General features: G+C 61.7%; 15 protein-coding genes. 1 reads left to right on the forward strand and 14 read right to left on the reverse strand.

From position 1 onward, the window contains the following. The first annotated feature begins 2 nt into the window (after positions 1 to 2). Positions 3 to 2,765, forward strand: a complete 2,763-nt coding sequence (locus tag AAZU54_RS22450; protein WP_434727699.1) for a dermonecrotic toxin domain-containing protein — start codon at positions 3 to 5, stop codon at positions 2,763 to 2,765. Positions 2,766 to 2,798: 33 nt separating this feature from the next. Here the strand turns inward: AAZU54_RS22450 and AAZU54_RS22455 are convergent, their stop codons facing one another. The 14 genes from AAZU54_RS22455 to flhA form a co-directional block, all read right to left on the reverse strand. After that, positions 2,799 to 3,194, reverse strand: coding sequence for a DUF2802 domain-containing protein (locus AAZU54_RS22455; protein WP_186556001.1), 396 nt, complete (start codon positions 3,192 to 3,194; stop codon positions 2,799 to 2,801). A gap of 1 nt (position 3,195) precedes the next feature. Beyond that, positions 3,196 to 3,675, reverse strand: a complete 480-nt coding sequence (locus AAZU54_RS22460; protein ID WP_119143286.1) for a chemotaxis protein CheW — start codon at positions 3,673 to 3,675, stop codon at positions 3,196 to 3,198. 70 nt (positions 3,676 to 3,745) lie between these two features. Then, positions 3,746 to 4,636, reverse strand: a complete 891-nt coding sequence (locus tag AAZU54_RS22465) for a CheW domain-containing protein (RefSeq protein ID WP_186556000.1) — start codon at positions 4,634 to 4,636, stop codon at positions 3,746 to 3,748. Further along, positions 4,636 to 5,424, reverse strand: coding sequence for a ParA family protein (locus AAZU54_RS22470; RefSeq protein WP_186555999.1), 789 nt, complete (start codon positions 5,422 to 5,424; stop codon positions 4,636 to 4,638). The genes AAZU54_RS22465 and AAZU54_RS22470 overlap by 1 nt, the downstream gene beginning before the upstream one ends. Before the next feature lie 78 nt (positions 5,425 to 5,502). Continuing rightward, positions 5,503 to 6,360 carry a flagellar motor protein MotD gene (gene motD / locus AAZU54_RS22475; protein WP_186555998.1) on the reverse strand — a complete coding sequence of 286 codons (858 nt, stop codon included), beginning with the start codon at positions 6,358 to 6,360 and terminating at the stop codon, positions 5,503 to 5,505. A gap of 3 nt (positions 6,361 to 6,363) precedes the next feature. Beyond that, entirely contained in the window at positions 6,364 to 7,104 is a 741-nt protein-coding gene (locus AAZU54_RS22480) for a flagellar motor protein (RefSeq protein ID WP_186555997.1), read from the reverse strand. Continuing rightward, positions 7,104 to 8,240 (reverse strand): protein-glutamate methylesterase/protein-glutamine glutaminase, encoded by a 1,137-nt coding sequence (locus tag AAZU54_RS22485; protein ID WP_392463004.1) that lies wholly within the window; start codon positions 8,238 to 8,240, stop codon positions 7,104 to 7,106. Before AAZU54_RS22485 ends, AAZU54_RS22480 begins: the two co-directional genes overlap by 1 nt. 45 nt (positions 8,241 to 8,285) lie before the next feature. After that, positions 8,286 to 10,526, reverse strand: a complete 2,241-nt coding sequence (locus AAZU54_RS22490; RefSeq protein ID WP_186555995.1) for a chemotaxis protein CheA — start codon at positions 10,524 to 10,526, stop codon at positions 8,286 to 8,288. 12 nt (positions 10,527 to 10,538) lie between these two features. Next, positions 10,539 to 11,327 carry a protein phosphatase CheZ gene (locus tag AAZU54_RS22495; RefSeq protein ID WP_186555994.1) on the reverse strand — a complete coding sequence of 263 codons (789 nt, stop codon included), beginning with the start codon at positions 11,325 to 11,327 and terminating at the stop codon, positions 10,539 to 10,541. An 18-nt stretch (positions 11,328 to 11,345) separates the two neighbouring features. After that, on the reverse strand, positions 11,346 to 11,720 hold the full coding sequence (locus AAZU54_RS22500) for a chemotaxis response regulator CheY (protein ID WP_186555993.1): 375 nt from the start codon (positions 11,718 to 11,720) through the stop codon (positions 11,346 to 11,348). Between the two features lie 104 nt (positions 11,721 to 11,824). Continuing rightward, complete coding sequence (gene fliA, locus AAZU54_RS22505; protein ID WP_186555992.1) at positions 11,825 to 12,565, reverse strand: RNA polymerase sigma factor FliA; 741 nt, start codon at positions 12,563 to 12,565, stop codon at positions 11,825 to 11,827. Then, positions 12,562 to 13,395: a flagellar synthesis regulator FleN gene (fleN, locus tag AAZU54_RS22510; protein WP_186555991.1), complete on the reverse strand. Its 834-nt coding sequence runs from the start codon at positions 13,393 to 13,395 to the stop codon at positions 12,562 to 12,564. Before fleN ends, fliA begins: the two co-directional genes overlap by 4 nt. Before the next feature lie 92 nt (positions 13,396 to 13,487). Next, positions 13,488 to 14,798, reverse strand: coding sequence for a flagellar biosynthesis protein FlhF (gene flhF, locus AAZU54_RS22515; RefSeq protein ID WP_186555990.1), 1,311 nt, complete (start codon positions 14,796 to 14,798; stop codon positions 13,488 to 13,490). Between the two features lie 11 nt (positions 14,799 to 14,809). After that, positions 14,810 to 16,939: a flagellar biosynthesis protein FlhA gene (gene flhA, locus AAZU54_RS22520; RefSeq protein ID WP_186555989.1), complete on the reverse strand. Its 2,130-nt coding sequence runs from the start codon at positions 16,937 to 16,939 to the stop codon at positions 14,810 to 14,812. Positions 16,940 to 17,272: the final 333 nt, after the last annotated feature.

The following is a 17,272-nucleotide window of genomic DNA, read 5'->3' on the forward strand; positions in this document are numbered from 1 at the left end:
ACATGCCCGTACCTTTCATCAGCAGCGCTGGCGTACAGTACGTACGCGACCACTTGGCGAACTTCCCTCGTCCTGACCGTGAGGCCGCTCAGGCCATACGCGACTGGGCATCGAGCAACGGCCAGGCCCTGGATCCAGACCGGATCGATGTGGTTACCTTGCACTATCGCCCTGATGGCCCGCAGCGCTATCAGGCGCTGATCACGCAGCGCCTGAGCCTGACTCAGGCGGTGCTGGGCAACTGGCAAGGCGAATCCAACAACGACGCCATCGGCGCCCTGTTTTCGGCCCCCTGGGCGGGCACTTTGCCCAATGGCCCAATCAAGATCGTCGAGCACCTGGCGCCGCTCGGGCCGTTCGATAACAGCGCCGCGTTTGAAGTGTTCAATGGGTTGTTCCGCCGCACCGACCCGATGCGCTACGAGCCCGCCACACAGGTACACATACCCGCGGAAAAATTCCAGCGCTTTATCGAAAAGCTCGATTTTCACTCCCGCTATCGAGCGCAGCTCGACCGTTATTGGCAACAACATCTGGACAGTCATCGCCTGTCCAACAAGCTCAACTTCATTGCTGCCTGCAATAAGCAAGTCAGCGAAGGTAGTCTCAGTGACACGGCACGCAAGCTGGTCTGGCGTGCCGCGAGGCTGATACCACGAGGACGCAAACTGCGCTTGAGCACCTTGACCGTTTACGGGTATGCCGCAACAGACCTTCTGTTCATCAACGACGGCGAGACTGACCTGAGCCTGCTGTACCTACCCGGCAACAGTTCGCCGTTTCTGGAGTTTGCCAACCAAAACCTGCTCAAGGACTGGTTCGGCGAACAGTGTCAGTCCTCCGCCAAACGTCAAGCGCTCAAACAGTATTTCAACCTCGCCGATGGACCAGATGGCCTCGACTTCAGTGGCCTTGACACAGCCCTGGCGGGCATGGGCGATTACCCTGCCGTCCATCGACTGTCTTCTGATCGACCAGGTTTTACTACTGATGGACGCTGGTCGCCACGCGACTATGTCAACTACCGACCGGTAAAGTACAACCCACGGCTAACCGGCGATCTGTTCATGGCTGTGACGCTGCGACAACAGCAGCGCAGTTACGCCGATGCCGACTTCATCATCACCAGCAATAGCGAGGTCACCAAGGCCAGATGGCGTGGCTATCTCACCTCTGCGCTCAATCTGCTACTGCCAATGACGTTTGTAATACCTGGCCTGGCCCCGCTGCTCGCGCTCGGTGGCATAGCCCAGCTAGGCCTGGGGTTGGATCAGGCGATCAATGGCAAGACGCTGGAGGCGAAGGCCGATGGCGTCAGCAACATTGCTTACGGTTTGTTCAATGCCACGCCCTTGGCAGTGGAGGGCCTGACCAAAAGTGCAGAAGTCTTCCGGGTCAAAGCCGATGGTTTTGTCTTGCCGAGCCGAGTCAACGACCAGATAGGCTACCCACTGGGCCCGAGCGACCCGCCGCGGCTGCCCGAACTGGATGTCGCGCCCTACTTCCACAGCCCCGATCCCACTGCCCCACTGGATGAGCTGCCCTCTGGAGCAAGTCCGGTTTCACGCATTCCTCAGTACACAGGTATGCCCGACCGGCTGAGTGCTGTGGAGATCATTGAAGGCAACTTCCTAGTCGAGCTGGAGCTGGTCTATGACATGGAGTTCGATCTGTTCATTGAGCAAAGCCGCCTCAATGAGGTCGACGCATCCTACTACCAGGCTACTCCAGGTGAATTCGACGTCAAACGCGCTGACCCACATGCTCGAACCGTCACCAATCCGATGCGGATCACCACCCTGCGCAGTCTGGGGGTAGACCTACCTATACCGCTAGAGCTACCTGTGCCAATACGTGGCGAGGCGATTCCCAAGACAATCACCTCGCTCTGGGTCGGAGACAAGGTCATCGATACAGAGCTGTTGGAAAATATTGCCAAGAACACCAAGCGGCTCAAGGGCGGCGCCTATCAGTATCGGTTGTACCTGTCCAACGCAGACGCCGTCGCGCACACGGAAAACCTGCGTCTACTCAAGAGCAAGGCCCCTGACCTGCAAGTTCATACACTGGAGGAGCAACCTTTCTTCATCTCATTCAAGCAAAGCAAGTATTTCGCTCAGTACCAGGACGCTTTGGATGGCAATGCAGGAGTTGCCACCAACTACCCGTCAGCCTGCGATGTACTGCGCTACCCAATGCTGCACCATGAGGGCGGTTTGTACATGGACCTGGATGATGAGTTACTGGCCGCAAGCGGCAATCGCTTGGGCTGTATTGGCGCCGGAGCGTGCGTGGCAGAGGCGATCGATGAAGTGGAGCTGGCGACCAGCAAAAACGGCTTGCTGCTTCATCCGGCGATGTCCAATGAAAAACTAGGGATGCACTTTCAGTACAATACCAGCATGATCGGCAGCCACCCAGGTAACCCGACCTTGGTGGCCATTTCTGATGAAATGCATGCACGCTATCAGAATGAACCGGATTTCTATCGTACAAAGCCAAGCCTGGCTGAAGACCCAACAGGATTTTATGAGTATGCCAGTCGCTTGAATCGCCTCACCGGGCCGGCCCTGTTCACCGATGTGGTTGACCGATTGCTCCCCGATCTGTACCGACTGCGCCAGGTCAGAAAGCTGTATGGCATGCCCCGCACCAAAAGCTGGTTGTACGTGAATCTACAGGCTTGGATGCTCGTTGAAAAAGAGCTATTGCCCCTCAGCCGCTTTGCCAAAGTCGGTGGCCAGCATGCGTGGATCAATACCTAAATGAAAACAGGCGACCCTGGTCGCCTGTTCTGCTCACTCGCCACGGTGCAACTTACTCATCAGTTGCGCCTCGGCCTGGGTCAAGCCGCAGGTTTGAGTCAGCTCCTCGACGCTGGCGCCCATTCCCACCAGCTTGGCCGCCTGCGTGAAGGTCACGTCATTCGGGTCACGCTGCTCCAGCTGCTGGAGTTTATCCGGCAGCGGCGCAACCACCGCACGCAGCTCATGGAGCGCTTCACCCATGCGCACCGTGCCATTCTGGTAGTCGTCCAGGCGCTTGGCCAGGTCCTTGATGCGCTGGTCGCGCAGCGCATCACCTTGAGCCTGCTGGGCGGCCAGCTCACGCTGACGCTTGCTGTAGTTGAGAAAAAACCACAGGCTCAGCGCCCATAACAGCGCCAGGAAGATGACAGCAACCTCGAAAATCAACTCAGATGTTCTCCAGCTCGGACCATTCTTCCTCGGTCATCATCTTGTCCAGCTCGACCAGAATCAGCAGCTCGCCATTCTTGTTGCACACGCCCTGGATGAACTTGGCCGACTCTTCGTTACCCACGTTTGGCGCGGTCTCGATCTCCGACTGACGCAGGTAGACAACTTCCGCGACGCTATCGACCAGGATGCCGACCACTTGCTTGTCGGCCTCGATGATGACAATACGGGTGTTGTCGGTCACTTCGGTCGGCACCAGGCCAAAGCGCTGGCGGGTGTCGATCACGGTGACCACGTTACCGCGCAGGTTGATGATGCCCAGCACGTAGCTCGGCGCACCCGGAACCGGAGCGATCTCGGTGTAACGCAGGACTTCCTGTACCTGCATGACATTGATGCCATAGGACTCGTTGTCCAGGCGGAAGGTTACCCACTGCAGGATCGGATCTTCGGAACCTTGTGCGGACGACTTTTTCATTCCCCTACCCCTCAAAATCCGCCATCGGCGGTGTGCTCGGTGTGGCCGCGGCAGCAGCGGCCGTCATTTATTAGTGTTTGGCGTGCAACTGCTTGACGGCGCCGCTGGCGATCAACTCGGCCAGTTCAGCGACATCGAGCAAGGCACACATGTGTTCGATCACCGTGCCGGCCAACCACGGACGTTGCCCGCGCTGGCTGCGCCACTTGATCTCGTTCGGGTCCAGGCGCAACGAACGGCTGACCTGATGCACCGCCAGCCCCCACTCATAGCCCTGGACAGAAATCACGTACTGCAAGCCCTGGCGCAAGTCATCGCGGTAGCGGTCCGGCATCACCCAGCGCGCGGTATCCAGCACCTTGAGATTGCCCGCCTGGCAGCTGAGGATGCCGAGGAACCAGTCCGGCTGGCCAAACAGTGGCGTCAACTCCTGGCCGGCCAGGCTATAGATCGACCCCAGGCATACCAGGGGTACCGCCAGGGTCAGCCCGGCGACATCGAACAGCAAGCATTCGAAAGGCTCGGCGGCCCACTGCGGCCGGCCGTCAACCGTCGCTGGCGGCGCTGGAACGTTGGGCGCAGGCAGGTGCACTTCGACCAACGGCGCGACTGGCTCAGGCGCCTGAACTTCGGTGAGCACCGGAATACTGGCTTCGACCACCACCTGGGCCTCGACCACGGTGACCACAGGTTCTGCCACTGGCGCGGCAGGCGCCAGCACCGTGGCGAGCACCTTGGGTTGCGGCTCGGCAAAAGGCCGTGAGGCTAACGTTGGCGCAGGCTCGACCTGACGCTGGGCGTCGCGGGCCTGCTCTTCGCGTACCGCAGCCTCGAAGTCTTCGCTCGGCGCAGGCTCTGCAGCGGGCGCCTCGAACGTCTCGGTAGCTTCCTGCAGCAAGCCGTCCAGATAGGACTGCAAGGCCAACTGCGGCTTGCTGGTAATGGGCCGGGCTGAGTTCATCAGGCCACCTGCAGTGCGGATTTGTAGGTGAGCAAGTGCTTGAGCAAGGCGCGATAGGCAACCACCCCGCGGCTCTTGCCGTCGAACTGCGAAGGCGTGACGCCCGCCCGGCTAGCATCGCGCAGACGCGTGTCGACCGGGATATAGCCCTGCCAGACGTTCTCGGCGTAGGTATCGCGCAGCACTTTGAGCGTGCCCAAGGAAGCCTGGGTACGGCGATCGAACAGGGTCGGCACGATCTGGTAGGGCAGCGCCTGCTTGCGCGAGCGGTTGACCATGGCCAGGGTGCCGACCATCCGCTCCAGGCCTTTGACCGCGAGAAATTCGGTCTGCACCGGAATCACCAGCTGCTGACTGGCGGCCAGGGCATTGACCATCAGCACGCCGAGCAAAGGCGGGCTGTCGATCAGGGCGAAGTCGAAATCCTGCCACAGCTGCGCCAGACTCTTGGCGATAACCAGGCCCAGGCCACTCTGCCCTGGCGACTGGCGTTCGAGCACGGCCAGCGCGGTACTCGAAGGCAGCAGGGAAATACGCTCATCACTGGTCGGCAGCAGCAATTGCCCCGGCAGCCCATCAGGCACCGTGCCCTTGTGCAGGAACAGGTCATAGCAGCTGTGCTCCAGCGCATCGGGATTGTGCCCGAAATAGCTGGTCATCGAGCCGTGGGGGTCAAGGTCGACCACGACCACGCGCTTGCCCGCCTCGGCCAGCAGCCCGGCCAGAGCGATGGTAGTGGTGGTCTTGCCGACGCCACCTTTTTGATTGGCTACTGCCCAGACTCTCATGGTGCCTTGCTTCCTCCCGGTATGGCCGCCTGCCCTGCCGGGAACGGTGTGAATGTGGGTGACGGGGATTTGACGGGGCTAGCCCCCTCCCGCCGCTGCAGGCGTTGCAGGTGCACTTTGTGTGCCAGCGCGGCGCAACGCAGAATCCGGCGTGGCATTGGCGCTGCCGGTACCGGTGAGGCTGCGGCGCACTTCCAGGTTGCGCGAAATCACCAGCACCACCCGGCGGTTACGCGCACGCCCTTCGGCGCTGTCGTTGCTCGCCACCGGTTGGTATTCGCCATAGCCCACCGAGGCCATCCGCCCAGGGTTGACGCCGTTCATCGCCAGCAGGCGGACGATGCTCGCCGCGCGCGAGGCCGACAGTTCCCAGTTGGTTGGGTACTGGGCAGTCCGGATCGGCATGTTGTCGGTAAAGCCTTCGACATGCACCGGGTTGGCGAACGGCTTGAGGATATTGGCCACCTTCTCGATGATCTCGAAGGCAACGTCGCTGGGCATGGCATCGCCACTGCCGAACAGCAACGCCGAGTTGAGCTCGACCTCGACCCACAGCTCATTGCCACGCACGGTCATCTGGTCAGATTTGATCAAGTCGCCAAACGCTTCGCGCACATCGTCGCTGATGGTCTGCAAAGGATCGTTGCTGGTTTGCGCCAGGCCCGCGTCGGTCTGCTCGCTGTCCTTGATCAGAGGCTCGGCCGGCCTCACGCTCAGCGGCTGCTCATCGCCGATCGGGATCGGCTTCATGCTCCGCTCAGGGTCGTTGAACACCCCGAGCAGGGCCTGGGAAATGACCTTGTACTTGCCCTCGTTGATCGAGGAGATCGAGTACATGACCACGAAGAAGGCGAACAGCAAGGTAATGAAGTCGGCATATGACACCAGCCAACGCTCGTGATTCTCGTGTTCCTCGGTGTGACGACGGCGACGCATGGCTTACTCCATGAAGCCTTGCAGCTTCAGCTCGATCGAGCGTGGGTTTTCGCCTTCGGCGATCGACAGCAGGCCTTCGAGGAGCATCTCGCGATAGCGCGACTGACGCATGACGATGGCTTTGAGCTTGTTGGCGATCGGCAGCAGGATCAAGTTGGCACTGGCCACGCCGTAGATGGTGGCAACGAAGGCCACGGCGATGCCATTGCCCAATTGCGAAGGATCGGCCAGGTTGCCCATCACATGGATCAGGCCCATCACCGCGCCGATGATGCCGATGGTCGGCGCGTAGCCGCCCATGCTTTCAAATACCTTGGCGGCCTGGATATCACGGCCTTCCTGGGTCAGGAAGTCGACCTCAAGGATACTACGAATAGCCTCCGGCTCAGCGCCATCGACCAGCAACTGCAAGCCCTTGCGCGCATACGGATCAGGTTCGCCATCGGCCACCCCTTCCAGCCCCAGCAGGCCTTCCTTGCGAGCGGTGAGGCTCCAGTTGACTACCCGATCGATACCGCCAGCCAGGTCTACCCGCGGCGGGAAGATGATCCAGCGGACAATCTGCAGCGCGCGCTTGAACGACGACAACGGCGCCTGCAACAACGCCGCCGCCAGGGTGCCGCCCAGCACGATCAGCGCCGCCGGGCCATTGAGCAGCGCACCCACGTGGCCACCCTCGAGGAAGTTGCCACCGACGATGGCGACGAAGGCGAGGATCAGGCCAATCAGGCTCAAGACATCCATCAGACGCAGGCCTCGACCAGGTGCTTGCCGATCTCGTCCAGGCTGTATACCGCATCGGCCAGGTTGGCCTTGACGATGGCCATGGGCATGCCATAGATCACGCAGCTGGCTTCATCCTGGGCCCACACGGTGCTGCCGCCTTGCTTGAGCAAACGCGCGCCTTCGCGGCCGTCCGCGCCCATGCCGGTGAGTACCACCGAGAGCACTTTGTCGCCGTAGGACTTGGCTGCCGAGCCGAAGGTAATGTCCACGCAGGGCTTGTAGTTCAGACGCTCGTCACCCGGCAGGATCTTCACCGTGCCACGGCCGTCGACCATCATCTGCTTGCCGCCCGGGGCCAGCAGCGCCAGGCCTGGGCGCAGCACATCACCGTCTTCGGCTTCCTTCACGCTGATCTTGCACAGCTTGTCGAGGCGTTCGGCGAAGGCCTTGGTGAAGGCTGCCGGCATGTGCTGGATCAGCACGATCGGCGCCGGGAAGTTGGTCGGCAGCTGGGTCAGCACCCGCTGCAGGGCCACCGGGCCACCGGTCGAGGTCCCAATCGCCACCAGTTTGTACGGCTTGCGCTTGGGCGCGGGCGAGTGCGTTGCAGCGGGAGCCGCGGCGCTACGCCCAGGTGCAGGTGCAGGCGCGGCAGCACGCACCGGAGCACTGCTGGCAAAGCTGCTGGAAGGCGCGTGGCTGCTCGACGCTGGGCTTGCAGCCGGCGCAGGCGCGGCGTAGCTGCCCAGGCGGCGGTTGCTGCGCGAAATGGTGTGGACCTTTTCGCAGAGCATCTGCTTGACCTTGTCAGGGTTGCGCGAGATGTCTTCGAAGTTCTTCGGCAGGTAGTCCACCGCACCGGCATCCAGCGCATCGAGGGTCACCCGGGCGCCTTCATGGGTCAGCGAGGAGAACATCAACACCGGCGTCGGGCAGCGCTGCATGATGTGGCGCACGGCGGTGATGCCGTCCATCATGGGCATTTCATAGTCCATGGTGATCACATCGGGCTTGAGCGACAGCGCCTGGTCGATTGCTTCCTTGCCATTGGTCGCGGTCCCCACGACCTGAATGGTCGGGTCGGCCGAGAGAATTTCCGAGACACGGCGGCGGAAGAAACCGGAATCATCCACCACCAGGACCTTGACTGCCATAAACACTCCATTAGGCGGCGCAACCGCCAGGCTGCGCCACCGAAATCAATAACGCTTGGCGGCGTAACGCTTGAGCATGCTCGGGACGTCGAGGATCAACGCGATGCGGCCGTCGCCAGTGATGGTGGCGCCAGACATACCCGGCGTGCCCTGAAGCATCTTGCCCAACGGCTTGATCACCACCTCTTCCTGACCAACCAGTTGGTCGACGACGAAGCCAATGCGCTGGGTGCCAACCGAGAGAATCACCACGTGGCCCTCGCGTTGCTCCTCGTGCACCTGGTCCTGGACCAGCCAGCGCTTGAGGTAGAACAGCGGCAACGCCTTGTCGCGCACGATCACCACTTCCTGACCGTCGACCACATTGGTGCGCGACAGGTCGAGGTGGAAGATCTCGTTGACGTTGACCAGCGGGAAGGCGAACGCCTGGTTGGCCAGCATCACCATCAGGGTCGGCATGATCGCCAAGGTCAGCGGCACCTTGATGACGATCTTCGAGCCCTGGCCCTTGGCCGAGTAGATATTGATCGAGCCATTGAGCTGGGAGATCTTAGTTTTCACCACGTCCATGCCCACGCCACGGCCAGACACATCGGAGATCTCGGTCTTGGTCGAGAAGCCCGGGGCGAAGATCAGGTTGTAGCAGTCCGACTCGCTCAAGCGATCGGCTGCGTCCTTGTCCATCAGGCCCTTTTCCACCGCCTTGGCGCGCAGGATGTTCGGGTCCATGCCCTTGCCGTCATCGGAGATCGACAGCAGGATATGGTCGCCTTCCTGCTCGGCCGACAGCACCACCTTGCCGGTGCGCGCCTTGCCAGAGGCTTCGCGCTCGTCAGGCATTTCCACGCCATGGTCGACTGCGTTGCGCACCAAGTGCACCAGCGGATCGGCCAGGGCCTCGACCAGGTTCTTGTCGAGGTCGGTTTCTTCACCGACCAGCTCCAGGTTGATTTCTTTCTTGAGCTGGCGCGCCAGGTCACGGACCAGGCGCGGGAAGCGGCCGAAGACCTTCTTGATCGGCTGCATGCGGGTTTTCATCACCGCAGTCTGCAAGTCGGCGGTGACCACATCGAGGTTGGACACAGCCTTGGACATGGCCTCGTCGCCGCTATTGAGGCCCAGGCGCACCAGGCGGTTACGCACCAGCACCAGTTCGCCGACCATGTTCATGATCTCGTCCAGGCGCGCGGTATCGACCCGCACGGTGGTTTCCGCTTCGCTGACGTGCTTTTCGCCAGTTGGGGCCGGGGCACGGGCTGGGGCGGCCGGTTTGGCAGCAGCAGGTGCAGGCGCTGCAGCGGGCGCCGGGGCTGGTTTGGGCGCAGGCGTTGGTGCAGGCTGAGCTTGGGCCTTGGCCGCTACCGGTGCGGCAGCAACGGCAGCCGCTGGGGTTTCGGCAGTGGCCGTGTCGCCAGAGAACTTGCCCTTGCCATGCAACTGGTCGAGCAAGGCTTCGAACTCATGCTCACTGATCTCATCGCCCGACGCCGCAGGCGCGCCAGCAGCGGCAGGCGCCGCCGTGGCTGGCAATGCATCGGCGGCGAAGGTGCCCTTGCCATGCAACTGGTCGAGCAGCGCTTCGAATTCGTCGTCGGTGATTTCATCGCCAACCGGCGCCTGAGCAGCGGCCTCAGCAGCGCTGGCCACGACCTCAGGCGAGAACTGGCCCTTGCCATGCAACTGATCGAGCAGAGATTCGAACTCAGCGTCGCTTATTTCGTCGCCTTCAGCGCTGGGTGCTTCGCCCTGCAGCTGTTCGGCAGCGGCCGCTTGGGCCTTGACCGCATCGAGCGAGTCGAGCAGTTGCTCGAATTCGGTGTCGGTGATGTCCGGTTCGGCGGCGGGTGCCTGGGCCACCGGGGCTTCTTCGACGACTGTCGCCACGGGCTCAGCGGCGCCGGGCTCAGCCAGACGCGACAAGGCCGCCAACAGCTCAGGCGTGGCCGGGGTGACTTCGCTACGCTCGCGAACCTGGCCGAACATGCTGTTGACCGTGTCCAGCGCTTCGAGGACCACGTCCATCAGCTCGGCGTCGACCCGACGCTCACCTTTGCGCAGGATGTCGAAGACGTTCTCCGCGATATGGCAGCACTCCACCAGCTCATTGAGCTGAAGGAAGCCGGCGCCCCCTTTTACAGTGTGAAAACCGCGGAAAATTGCATTGAGCAGGTCGGCATCATCCGGTCGGCTTTCCAGCTCGACCAATTGCTCGGACAGTTGCTCAAGAATTTCGCCGGCTTCTACCAGGAAATCCTGAAGGATTTCTTCATCGGCGCCGAAGCTCATTAAACGTGCTCCCTAAAAACCCAGGCTGGACAGCAGATCATCGACATCGTCCTGACCGGACACGACGTCTTCACGCTTATCGGCATGAATCTGCGGACCTTCACCCCGAGTCGGATGTTTTTCTTGATCTTTTTCAGCGCGCAGCTGTTGGTGGTCATGTTCGATACCGGCGAAGCGGTCGACTTGACTGGCCATCAGCACGAGCTTGAGCAGATTGCTTTCTACTTCGGTGACCAACGCGGTGACGCGCTTGATCACCTGCCCGGTCAGGTCTTGGTAGTCCTGAGCCAGGAGAATGTCGTTCAGATGCCCGGAGACCTTGCGGTTCCCTTCAGCGCTGTGCGTCAGGAAACTGTCGACCCGCTTGACCAACTCGCGAAATTCCGGCGCGGCCACTTCGCGGCGCATGAAGCGCTGCCAGTCAGCGCTCAGCGCCTGGGCTTCGCTGGCTAGATCGTTGAGCACCGGTGTGCTCTGTTCGACCAGGTCCATGGTGCGGTTGGCGGCGCCCTCGGTCAGCTTGACCACGTAGGACAAGCGCTCGGTGGCATCGGTGATCTGCGAGACTTCCTCGGCCTGCGGCATGGCCGGGTCGATCTGAAAGCTGACGATCGCGCTGTGCAGCTCGCGGGTGAGTTTGCCGACTTCCTGATACAGGCCGCGGTCGCGCGTCTGGTTAAGCTGATGGATCAGCTGCACCGCGTCGCCAAACCGGCCGCGCTCAAGGCTCTCGACCAGTTCCTGGGCATGCTTCTTCAGGGTCGTTTCGAACTCACCCAGAGACGTGTTGTTTGACTCCATGGCGCCCCCTGGCGTGACTTAGCCGTTCACGCGTTCGAAGATCTTTTCGATCTTTTCTTTGAGCACCTGGGCTGTGAAAGGCTTGACCACATAGCCATTGACGCCGGCCTGGGCCGCTTCAATGATCTGGTCGCGCTTGGCTTCGGCAGTGACCATCAACACCGGCATGCCCTTGAGGCGCTCGTCGGCCCGCACCTGGCGCAGCAGGTCGATCCCGCTCATGCCCGGCATGTTCCAGTCGGTCACCAGAAAGTCGAAGTGCTCGCTGTGCAGCATCGGCAGCGCGGTGACGCCGTCATCGGCTTCCTTGACGTTGGTGAAGCCCAGATCACGCAACAGATTCTTGATGATCCGCCGCATCGTCGAGAAGTCGTCAACGATGAGGATTTTCATGTCTTTGTTCAAGTAGACCTCCAAGCAGTCTTAAACGCGCTCGGCCCCCGAGCGCGCATTCAATCAATTCAGTACAACGTGAAAACGACTGCAGCGAACCCCGGTTACCGCGCCCGCCATTCACCCAAGCGACTGCGCAGACGCGCCGCGCACTGGCTATGCAACTGGCTGACACGCGACTCGCTGACCCCCAGCACCTCACCAATTTCCTTGAGGTTCAGCTCTTCGTCGTAGTACAGCGCCAGCACCAGGCGCTCACGCTCCGGCAGATTGGCGATCGCATCGGTCAGCGCGGCCTGGAAGCGCTCGTCTTCAAGGTCACGCGACGGCTCGATCTGGCCGCTGGCTCCATCCTCGTGCAGGCCTTCATGTTCGCCGTCCTGCAACAGGTCGTCGAAACTGAACAGGCGGCTGCCCAGGGTATCGTTCAAAATCCCGTAGTAATCATCGAGACTCAATTGGAGTTCGGCAGCAACCTCGTGATCTTTAGCGTCGCGACCGGTTCTTGCTTCAACGGCGCGCATCGCGTCGCTGACCATGCGGGTGTTGCGGTGCACCGAACGCGGCGCCCAATCGCCCTTGCGCACCTCATCTAGCATGGCGCCACGGATGCGGATGCCGGCGTAGGTTTCGAAGCTAGCGCCCTTGCTGGCGTCGTATTTATTGGCCACTTCCAACAGGCCAATCATGCCTGCCTGGATCAGGTCTTCGACCTGCACATTGGCCGGCAGACGCGCCAGCAGGTGATAAGCGATGCGCTTGACCAGCGGCGCGTAGCGCTCGATCAACTCATACTGGGCATCTTTGGACGCCTTGCTGTACATCTTGAAACCGCTTGCACTCATAGGACGGGTCCCGCGCTGGTGGGCTGCACCAGTCGCTCGACGAAAAACTCCAGGTGCCCACGCGGGTTGGCAGGCAACGGCCAGCTGTCGACCTTCTGCGCAATGGCCTTGAATGCCAATGCACACTTGGACCGTGGGAAGGCCTCATAGACCGCGCGCTGCTTCTGCACCGCCTTGCGCACACACTCGTCGTACGGCACGGCGCCGACGTATTGTAGGGCGACGTCAAGGAAGCGATCCGTGACCTTGGTCAACTTGGCGAACAGGTTGCGCCCTTCCTGCGGGCTCTGCGCCATGTTGGCCAGGACGCGGAAACGATTCATGCCGTAGTCGCGATTGAGCAGCTTGATCAGCGCGTAGGCGTCGGTGATCGACGTAGGCTCATCGCACACCACCAGCAGCACTTCCTGGGCGGCGCGCACGAAGCTCACCACCGAGTCGCCGATGCCGGCAGCGGTGTCGATCACCAGCACATCGAGGTTGTCGCCAATCTCGCTGAACGCCTGGATCAGGCCCGCGTGCTGTGCTGGCTGCAGGTGGACCATGCTCTGGGTGCCGGAGGCGGCGGGGACGATGCGCACGCCACCTGGCCCCTGCAGCAGCACATCGCGCAGCTCGCAGCGGCCTTCGATAACGTCAGCCAGAGTGCGCTTGGGCGTCAGCCCCAGCAGCACGTCGACATTGGCCAGGCCCAGGTCGGCGTCCAGCAGCATGACGCGACGACCCAGCTCGGCCAACGCCAGGGACAGGTTCACTGAAACGTTAGTCTTGCCGACGCCACCTTTGCCACCGGTCACGGCGATCACCTGTACGGGATGCATGCTACCCATATTTGTTCTTTACCTTGTCTCGCTTGGACCGAGGCCACATGTGGGGCTGTTCTCGAAGCCCTTGATGTAGGTATTTTGCATTACGTTCTCCCTCAACCCGCGCGTTTGCCAGAGTTGTGGTAGAGATCAGCGAACATATCGGCCATGGCCTCTTCGCTGGGGTCTTCCTGCATTTGCACACTGACTGCGCGGCTGACCAACTGGTGCTTGCGCGGCAGGTGCAGGTCGTCAGGAATGCGCGGGCCATCGGTGAGATAGGCAACCGGCAGTTCATGACTGATGGCCAGGCTCAATACTTCGCCGAGGCAGGCCGTTTCATCGAGTTTGGTCAGGATGCAACCGGCCAGGCCACAGCGCTTGTAGCTGTGGTAGGCAGCGGTGAGCACCTGTTTCTGGCTGGTTGTGGCCAGCACCAGGTAATTCTTGGCGGCAATCCCGCGCCCTGCAAGTGTTTCAAGCTGCATGCGCAGTGCCGGGTCGCTGGCTTGCAGGCCAGCGGTATCGATCAGCACCACGCGCTTGCGCAGTAGCGGCTCCAGCGCCTGGGCCAGCGACTCGCCAGGATCGACGTAGGTCACCGACACGTTGAGGATCCGCCCAAGGGTCTTGAGCTGCTCCTGGGCGCCGATGCGGAAGCTGTCCATGCTCACCAGAGCCAAGTTGCTGGCGCCGTACTTGAGCACATAACGTGCGGCCAGCTTGGCCAGCGTGGTGGTCTTGCCCATGCCGGCCGGGCCGACCATGGCGATCACCCCGCCCTCCTCGATCGGTTCGATCTCGGGCACATCGATCATCCGCGCCAGGTGCGCCAGGATCATCCGCCAAGCCTGGCGCGGTTCGTCGATCTCGGCCACCAGGTCGAGCAGCTCGCGGGCCAGTGCGCCAGACAATCCGACGCGTTGCAGACGCCGCCAGAGGTTGGCCTGCATTGGCTTGCTGCCTTGCAACTGGCTCCAGGCCAGCGAGCCGAGCTGCACTTCGAGCAGCTCGCGCAGACCGGAAAGCTCCGAGCGCATGGCATCGAACAGGCGCGGATCGACTGGCGCCGGCGCGGGTGCGGCGGCAGCCGGCGGCACATCGACGTGCGGCTCGATCAACGGCTCGGATGCGGTCAGCGACAGTCCCGCGAACAACTGGCGGTTGCCTTCATCGGTATCGTTGCGGCTGCTCAGCTCGGCCTGGGCGGTGGCGATGCGCGACTGGGTCTTGCGCAGCTCATCTTCAAGCTCGGCATTGGGCACGCGCGGGGCCAGCGCGGACAGTTTGTAGTCCAGCGCGGCCGTCAGCTCGACACCGCCGGCAATGCGCCGGTTGCCGATGATGGCGGCATCGGCGCCCAGCTCATCACGGACCAGCTTCATGGCCTGACGCATATCGGCGGCGAAAAAACGCTTAACTTGCATAACCCACTACCTCAGCCGTTGGGGCCCACGGTGGCAACGATGGTGACTTGCTTGTTGTCAGGTATTTCCTGATACGCCAAAACATGCAAATTCGGTACAGCCAGGCGACCGAAGCGCGACAGCATGGCGCGGATCGGGCCGGCCACCAGCAGGATAGCTGGCTGGCCTTGCATCTCCTGACGCTGGGCCGCTTCGATCAACGAACGCTGAAGCTTCTCGGCCATGCTCGGTTCAAGAAGAACACCATCTTCCTGACCTTGCCCGGCCCTTTGCAGACTATTGAGCAAAATCTGTTCCAACCTTGGCTCCAAGGTGATCACAGGCAGCTCGGACTCAACGCCGACAATGCTTTGCACGATGGCGCGACACAATCCGACGCGCACTGCGGCAACCAGCGCGGCGGTATCTTGACTCTTGCCGGCGTTGTTGGCGATTGCCTCGGCGATACTGCGGATGTCACGCACCGGCACTTGCTCGGAAAGCAGTGCTTGCAGGACCTTGAGCAGCCCCGACAAGGAAATGACGCCCGGCACCAGCTCCTCGGCAAGCTTGGGCGAAGCCTTGGACAGCACCTGCAGCAACTGCTGGACCTCTTCGTGGCCGATCAGCTCGTGGCAGTGCTTCTGCAAAATCTGGTTCAAGTGGGTGGCGACCACGGTACTGGCGTCGACCACGGTGTAGCCCAGCGACTGCGCCTGGGCGCGCTGGGCGACATCGATCCACACCGCTTCCAGGCCGAACGCCGGGTCGCGCGCAGCGATACCATTGAGGGTGCCGAAGACCTGGCCAGGGTTGATCGCAAGCTCGCGATCCGGATAGATCTCCGCCTCGGCCAGGATCACCCCCATCAGGGTCAGGCGATAGGCACTGGGTTGCAGGTCGAGGTTGTCACGGATGTGCACGGTAGGCATGAGGAAGCCCAGATCCTGCGAGAGCTTCTTGCGTACGCCCTTGATCCGCGCCAGCAACTGCCCGCCCTGGTTACGATCGACCAGCGGGATCAGCCGGTAACCGACTTCAAGGCCGATCATGTCGATCGGGGTGACGTCGTCCCAGCCCAGCTCCTTGGTTTCCATGGCACGCTGCGGCGACGGCAGCAGGTCTTGCTGACGCTGCACTTCCTCCTGCGCCTTGACCTTGGCCGCCTGCTGCTTGCGCCACACCAGGTAGGCGCCACCGGCACACATCAGGCCAAGGCTGATGAAGGCGACATGCGGCATGCCCGGCACCACGCCCATTACCAGCATGATGCCGGCCGAGACCGCCAATGCCTTGGGCGAGTCGAACATTTGTCGATTGATCAGCTTGCCCATGTCCTCGGAACCCGAGGCACGCGTGACCATGATTGCGGCAGCGGTCGACAGCAGCAGCGATGGCAATTGCGCCACCAAACCGTCACCGATGGTCAGCAGCGCGTAGATCTTGCCTGCTTCGCTAAAGCCCATGTTGTGCGAGAACATGCCGATCAGGATGCCGCCGATCAGGTTGATGAACAGGATCAACAGACCGGCGATTGCGTCGCCGCGGACGAACTTGCTGGCACCGTCCATCGAGCCGTAGAACTCGGCCTCCTGGGCTACTTCGGCACGGCGCGACTTGGCCTGTGCCTGGTCGATCAGGCCGGCGTTGAGGTCGGCGTCGATGGCCATCTGCTTGCCAGGCATGGCGTCGAGGGTGAAGCGCGCGCTCACCTCGGAAATCCGCCCGGCGCCCTTGGTCACGACCACGAAGTTGATGATCATGAGGATGGCGAACACCACCGCACCGACCACGTAGTTACCGCCGATCACCACTTCGCCGAAGGCCTGGATGACCTTACCTGCCGAGCCGTGGCCTTCGTGGCCATGCAACAGCACCACCCGGGTCGAGGCGACGTTCAGCGCCAGGCGCAACAGCGTGGCCACCAGCAAGATGGTTGGGAAGGCGGCGAAGTCCAGTGGGCGCAAGGCGTACACGCAGACCAGCAGGACCACGATCGACAGGGCGATGTTGAAGGTGAAGAACACGTCGAGCAGGAACGGCGCTATCGGCAACATCATCATTGCCAACATCACCAGCAATAACAGCGGCACGCCCAGGTTGCCCCGGCCGAGTCCGGCCAGGTTGTTGCGGGCGTTGCTGATTAACTGAGTGCGATCCACCGCGAGTCCTCTTCAAGCAAAACTTTGACGCGTTAAGGGCGCCTGGCGCTGCCTTTGCAAGAAGCTGTCCAACTTTTTCGTTAGGTGGGAGATTGCGGGGGTTTGGGTTTGGGTTTGGGTTTGGGTTTGGGTTTGGGTTTGGGTTTGGGTTTGGGTTATTTGAGCTTATCCGTTTGATGTGGCGATGCCACTGGCCCCTTCCGCCCTTACGGCGGCTTACTTTTCTCTTGGGAAAAGTAAGCAAAACCGCTCGCTCCTACATACGGCCCTACGCTGCGCTTCGGGTCCCTTCGCGCCGGCGCCTTCCGGGCCCGCGCGGCCTACGATTTGCTG

The sequence above is a fragment of the Pseudomonas sp. Je.1.5.c genome (assembly GCF_051129895.1).
Lineage (GTDB): Bacteria > Pseudomonadota > Gammaproteobacteria > Pseudomonadales > Pseudomonadaceae > Aquipseudomonas > Aquipseudomonas urmiensis.

Bases quoted from the DNA above. Each gene is read 5' to 3' on its own strand.
- AAZU54_RS22450 (WP_434727699.1), top strand. From the start codon at position 3: ATGCCCGTACCTTTCATCAGCAGCGCTGGCGTACAGTACGTACGCGAC.
- AAZU54_RS22460 (WP_119143286.1), bottom strand. From the start codon at position 3,675: ATGAAAAAGTCGTCCGCACAAGGTTCCGAAGATCCGATCCTGCAGTGG.
- AAZU54_RS22465 (WP_186556000.1), bottom strand. From the start codon at position 4,636: ATGAACTCAGCCCGGCCCATTACCAGCAAGCCGCAGTTGGCCTTGCAG.
- AAZU54_RS22470 (WP_186555999.1), bottom strand. From the start codon at position 5,424: ATGAGAGTCTGGGCAGTAGCCAATCAAAAAGGTGGCGTCGGCAAGACC.
- motD (WP_186555998.1), bottom strand. From the start codon at position 6,360: ATGCGTCGCCGTCGTCACACCGAGGAACACGAGAATCACGAGCGTTGG.
- AAZU54_RS22480 (WP_186555997.1), bottom strand. From the start codon at position 7,104: ATGGATGTCTTGAGCCTGATTGGCCTGATCCTCGCCTTCGTCGCCATC.
- AAZU54_RS22485 (WP_392463004.1), bottom strand. From the start codon at position 8,240: ATGGCAGTCAAGGTCCTGGTGGTGGATGATTCCGGTTTCTTCCGCCGC.
- AAZU54_RS22490 (WP_186555995.1), bottom strand. From the start codon at position 10,526: ATGAGCTTCGGCGCCGATGAAGAAATCCTTCAGGATTTCCTGGTAGAA.
- AAZU54_RS22495 (WP_186555994.1), bottom strand. From the start codon at position 11,327: ATGGAGTCAAACAACACGTCTCTGGGTGAGTTCGAAACGACCCTGAAG.
- AAZU54_RS22500 (WP_186555993.1), bottom strand. From the start codon at position 11,720: ATGAAAATCCTCATCGTTGACGACTTCTCGACGATGCGGCGGATCATC.
- fliA (WP_186555992.1), bottom strand. From the start codon at position 12,565: ATGAGTGCAAGCGGTTTCAAGATGTACAGCAAGGCGTCCAAAGATGCC.
- fleN (WP_186555991.1), bottom strand. From the start codon at position 13,395: ATGGGTAGCATGCATCCCGTACAGGTGATCGCCGTGACCGGTGGCAAA.
- flhF (WP_186555990.1), bottom strand. From the start codon at position 14,798: ATGCAAGTTAAGCGTTTTTTCGCCGCCGATATGCGTCAGGCCATGAAG.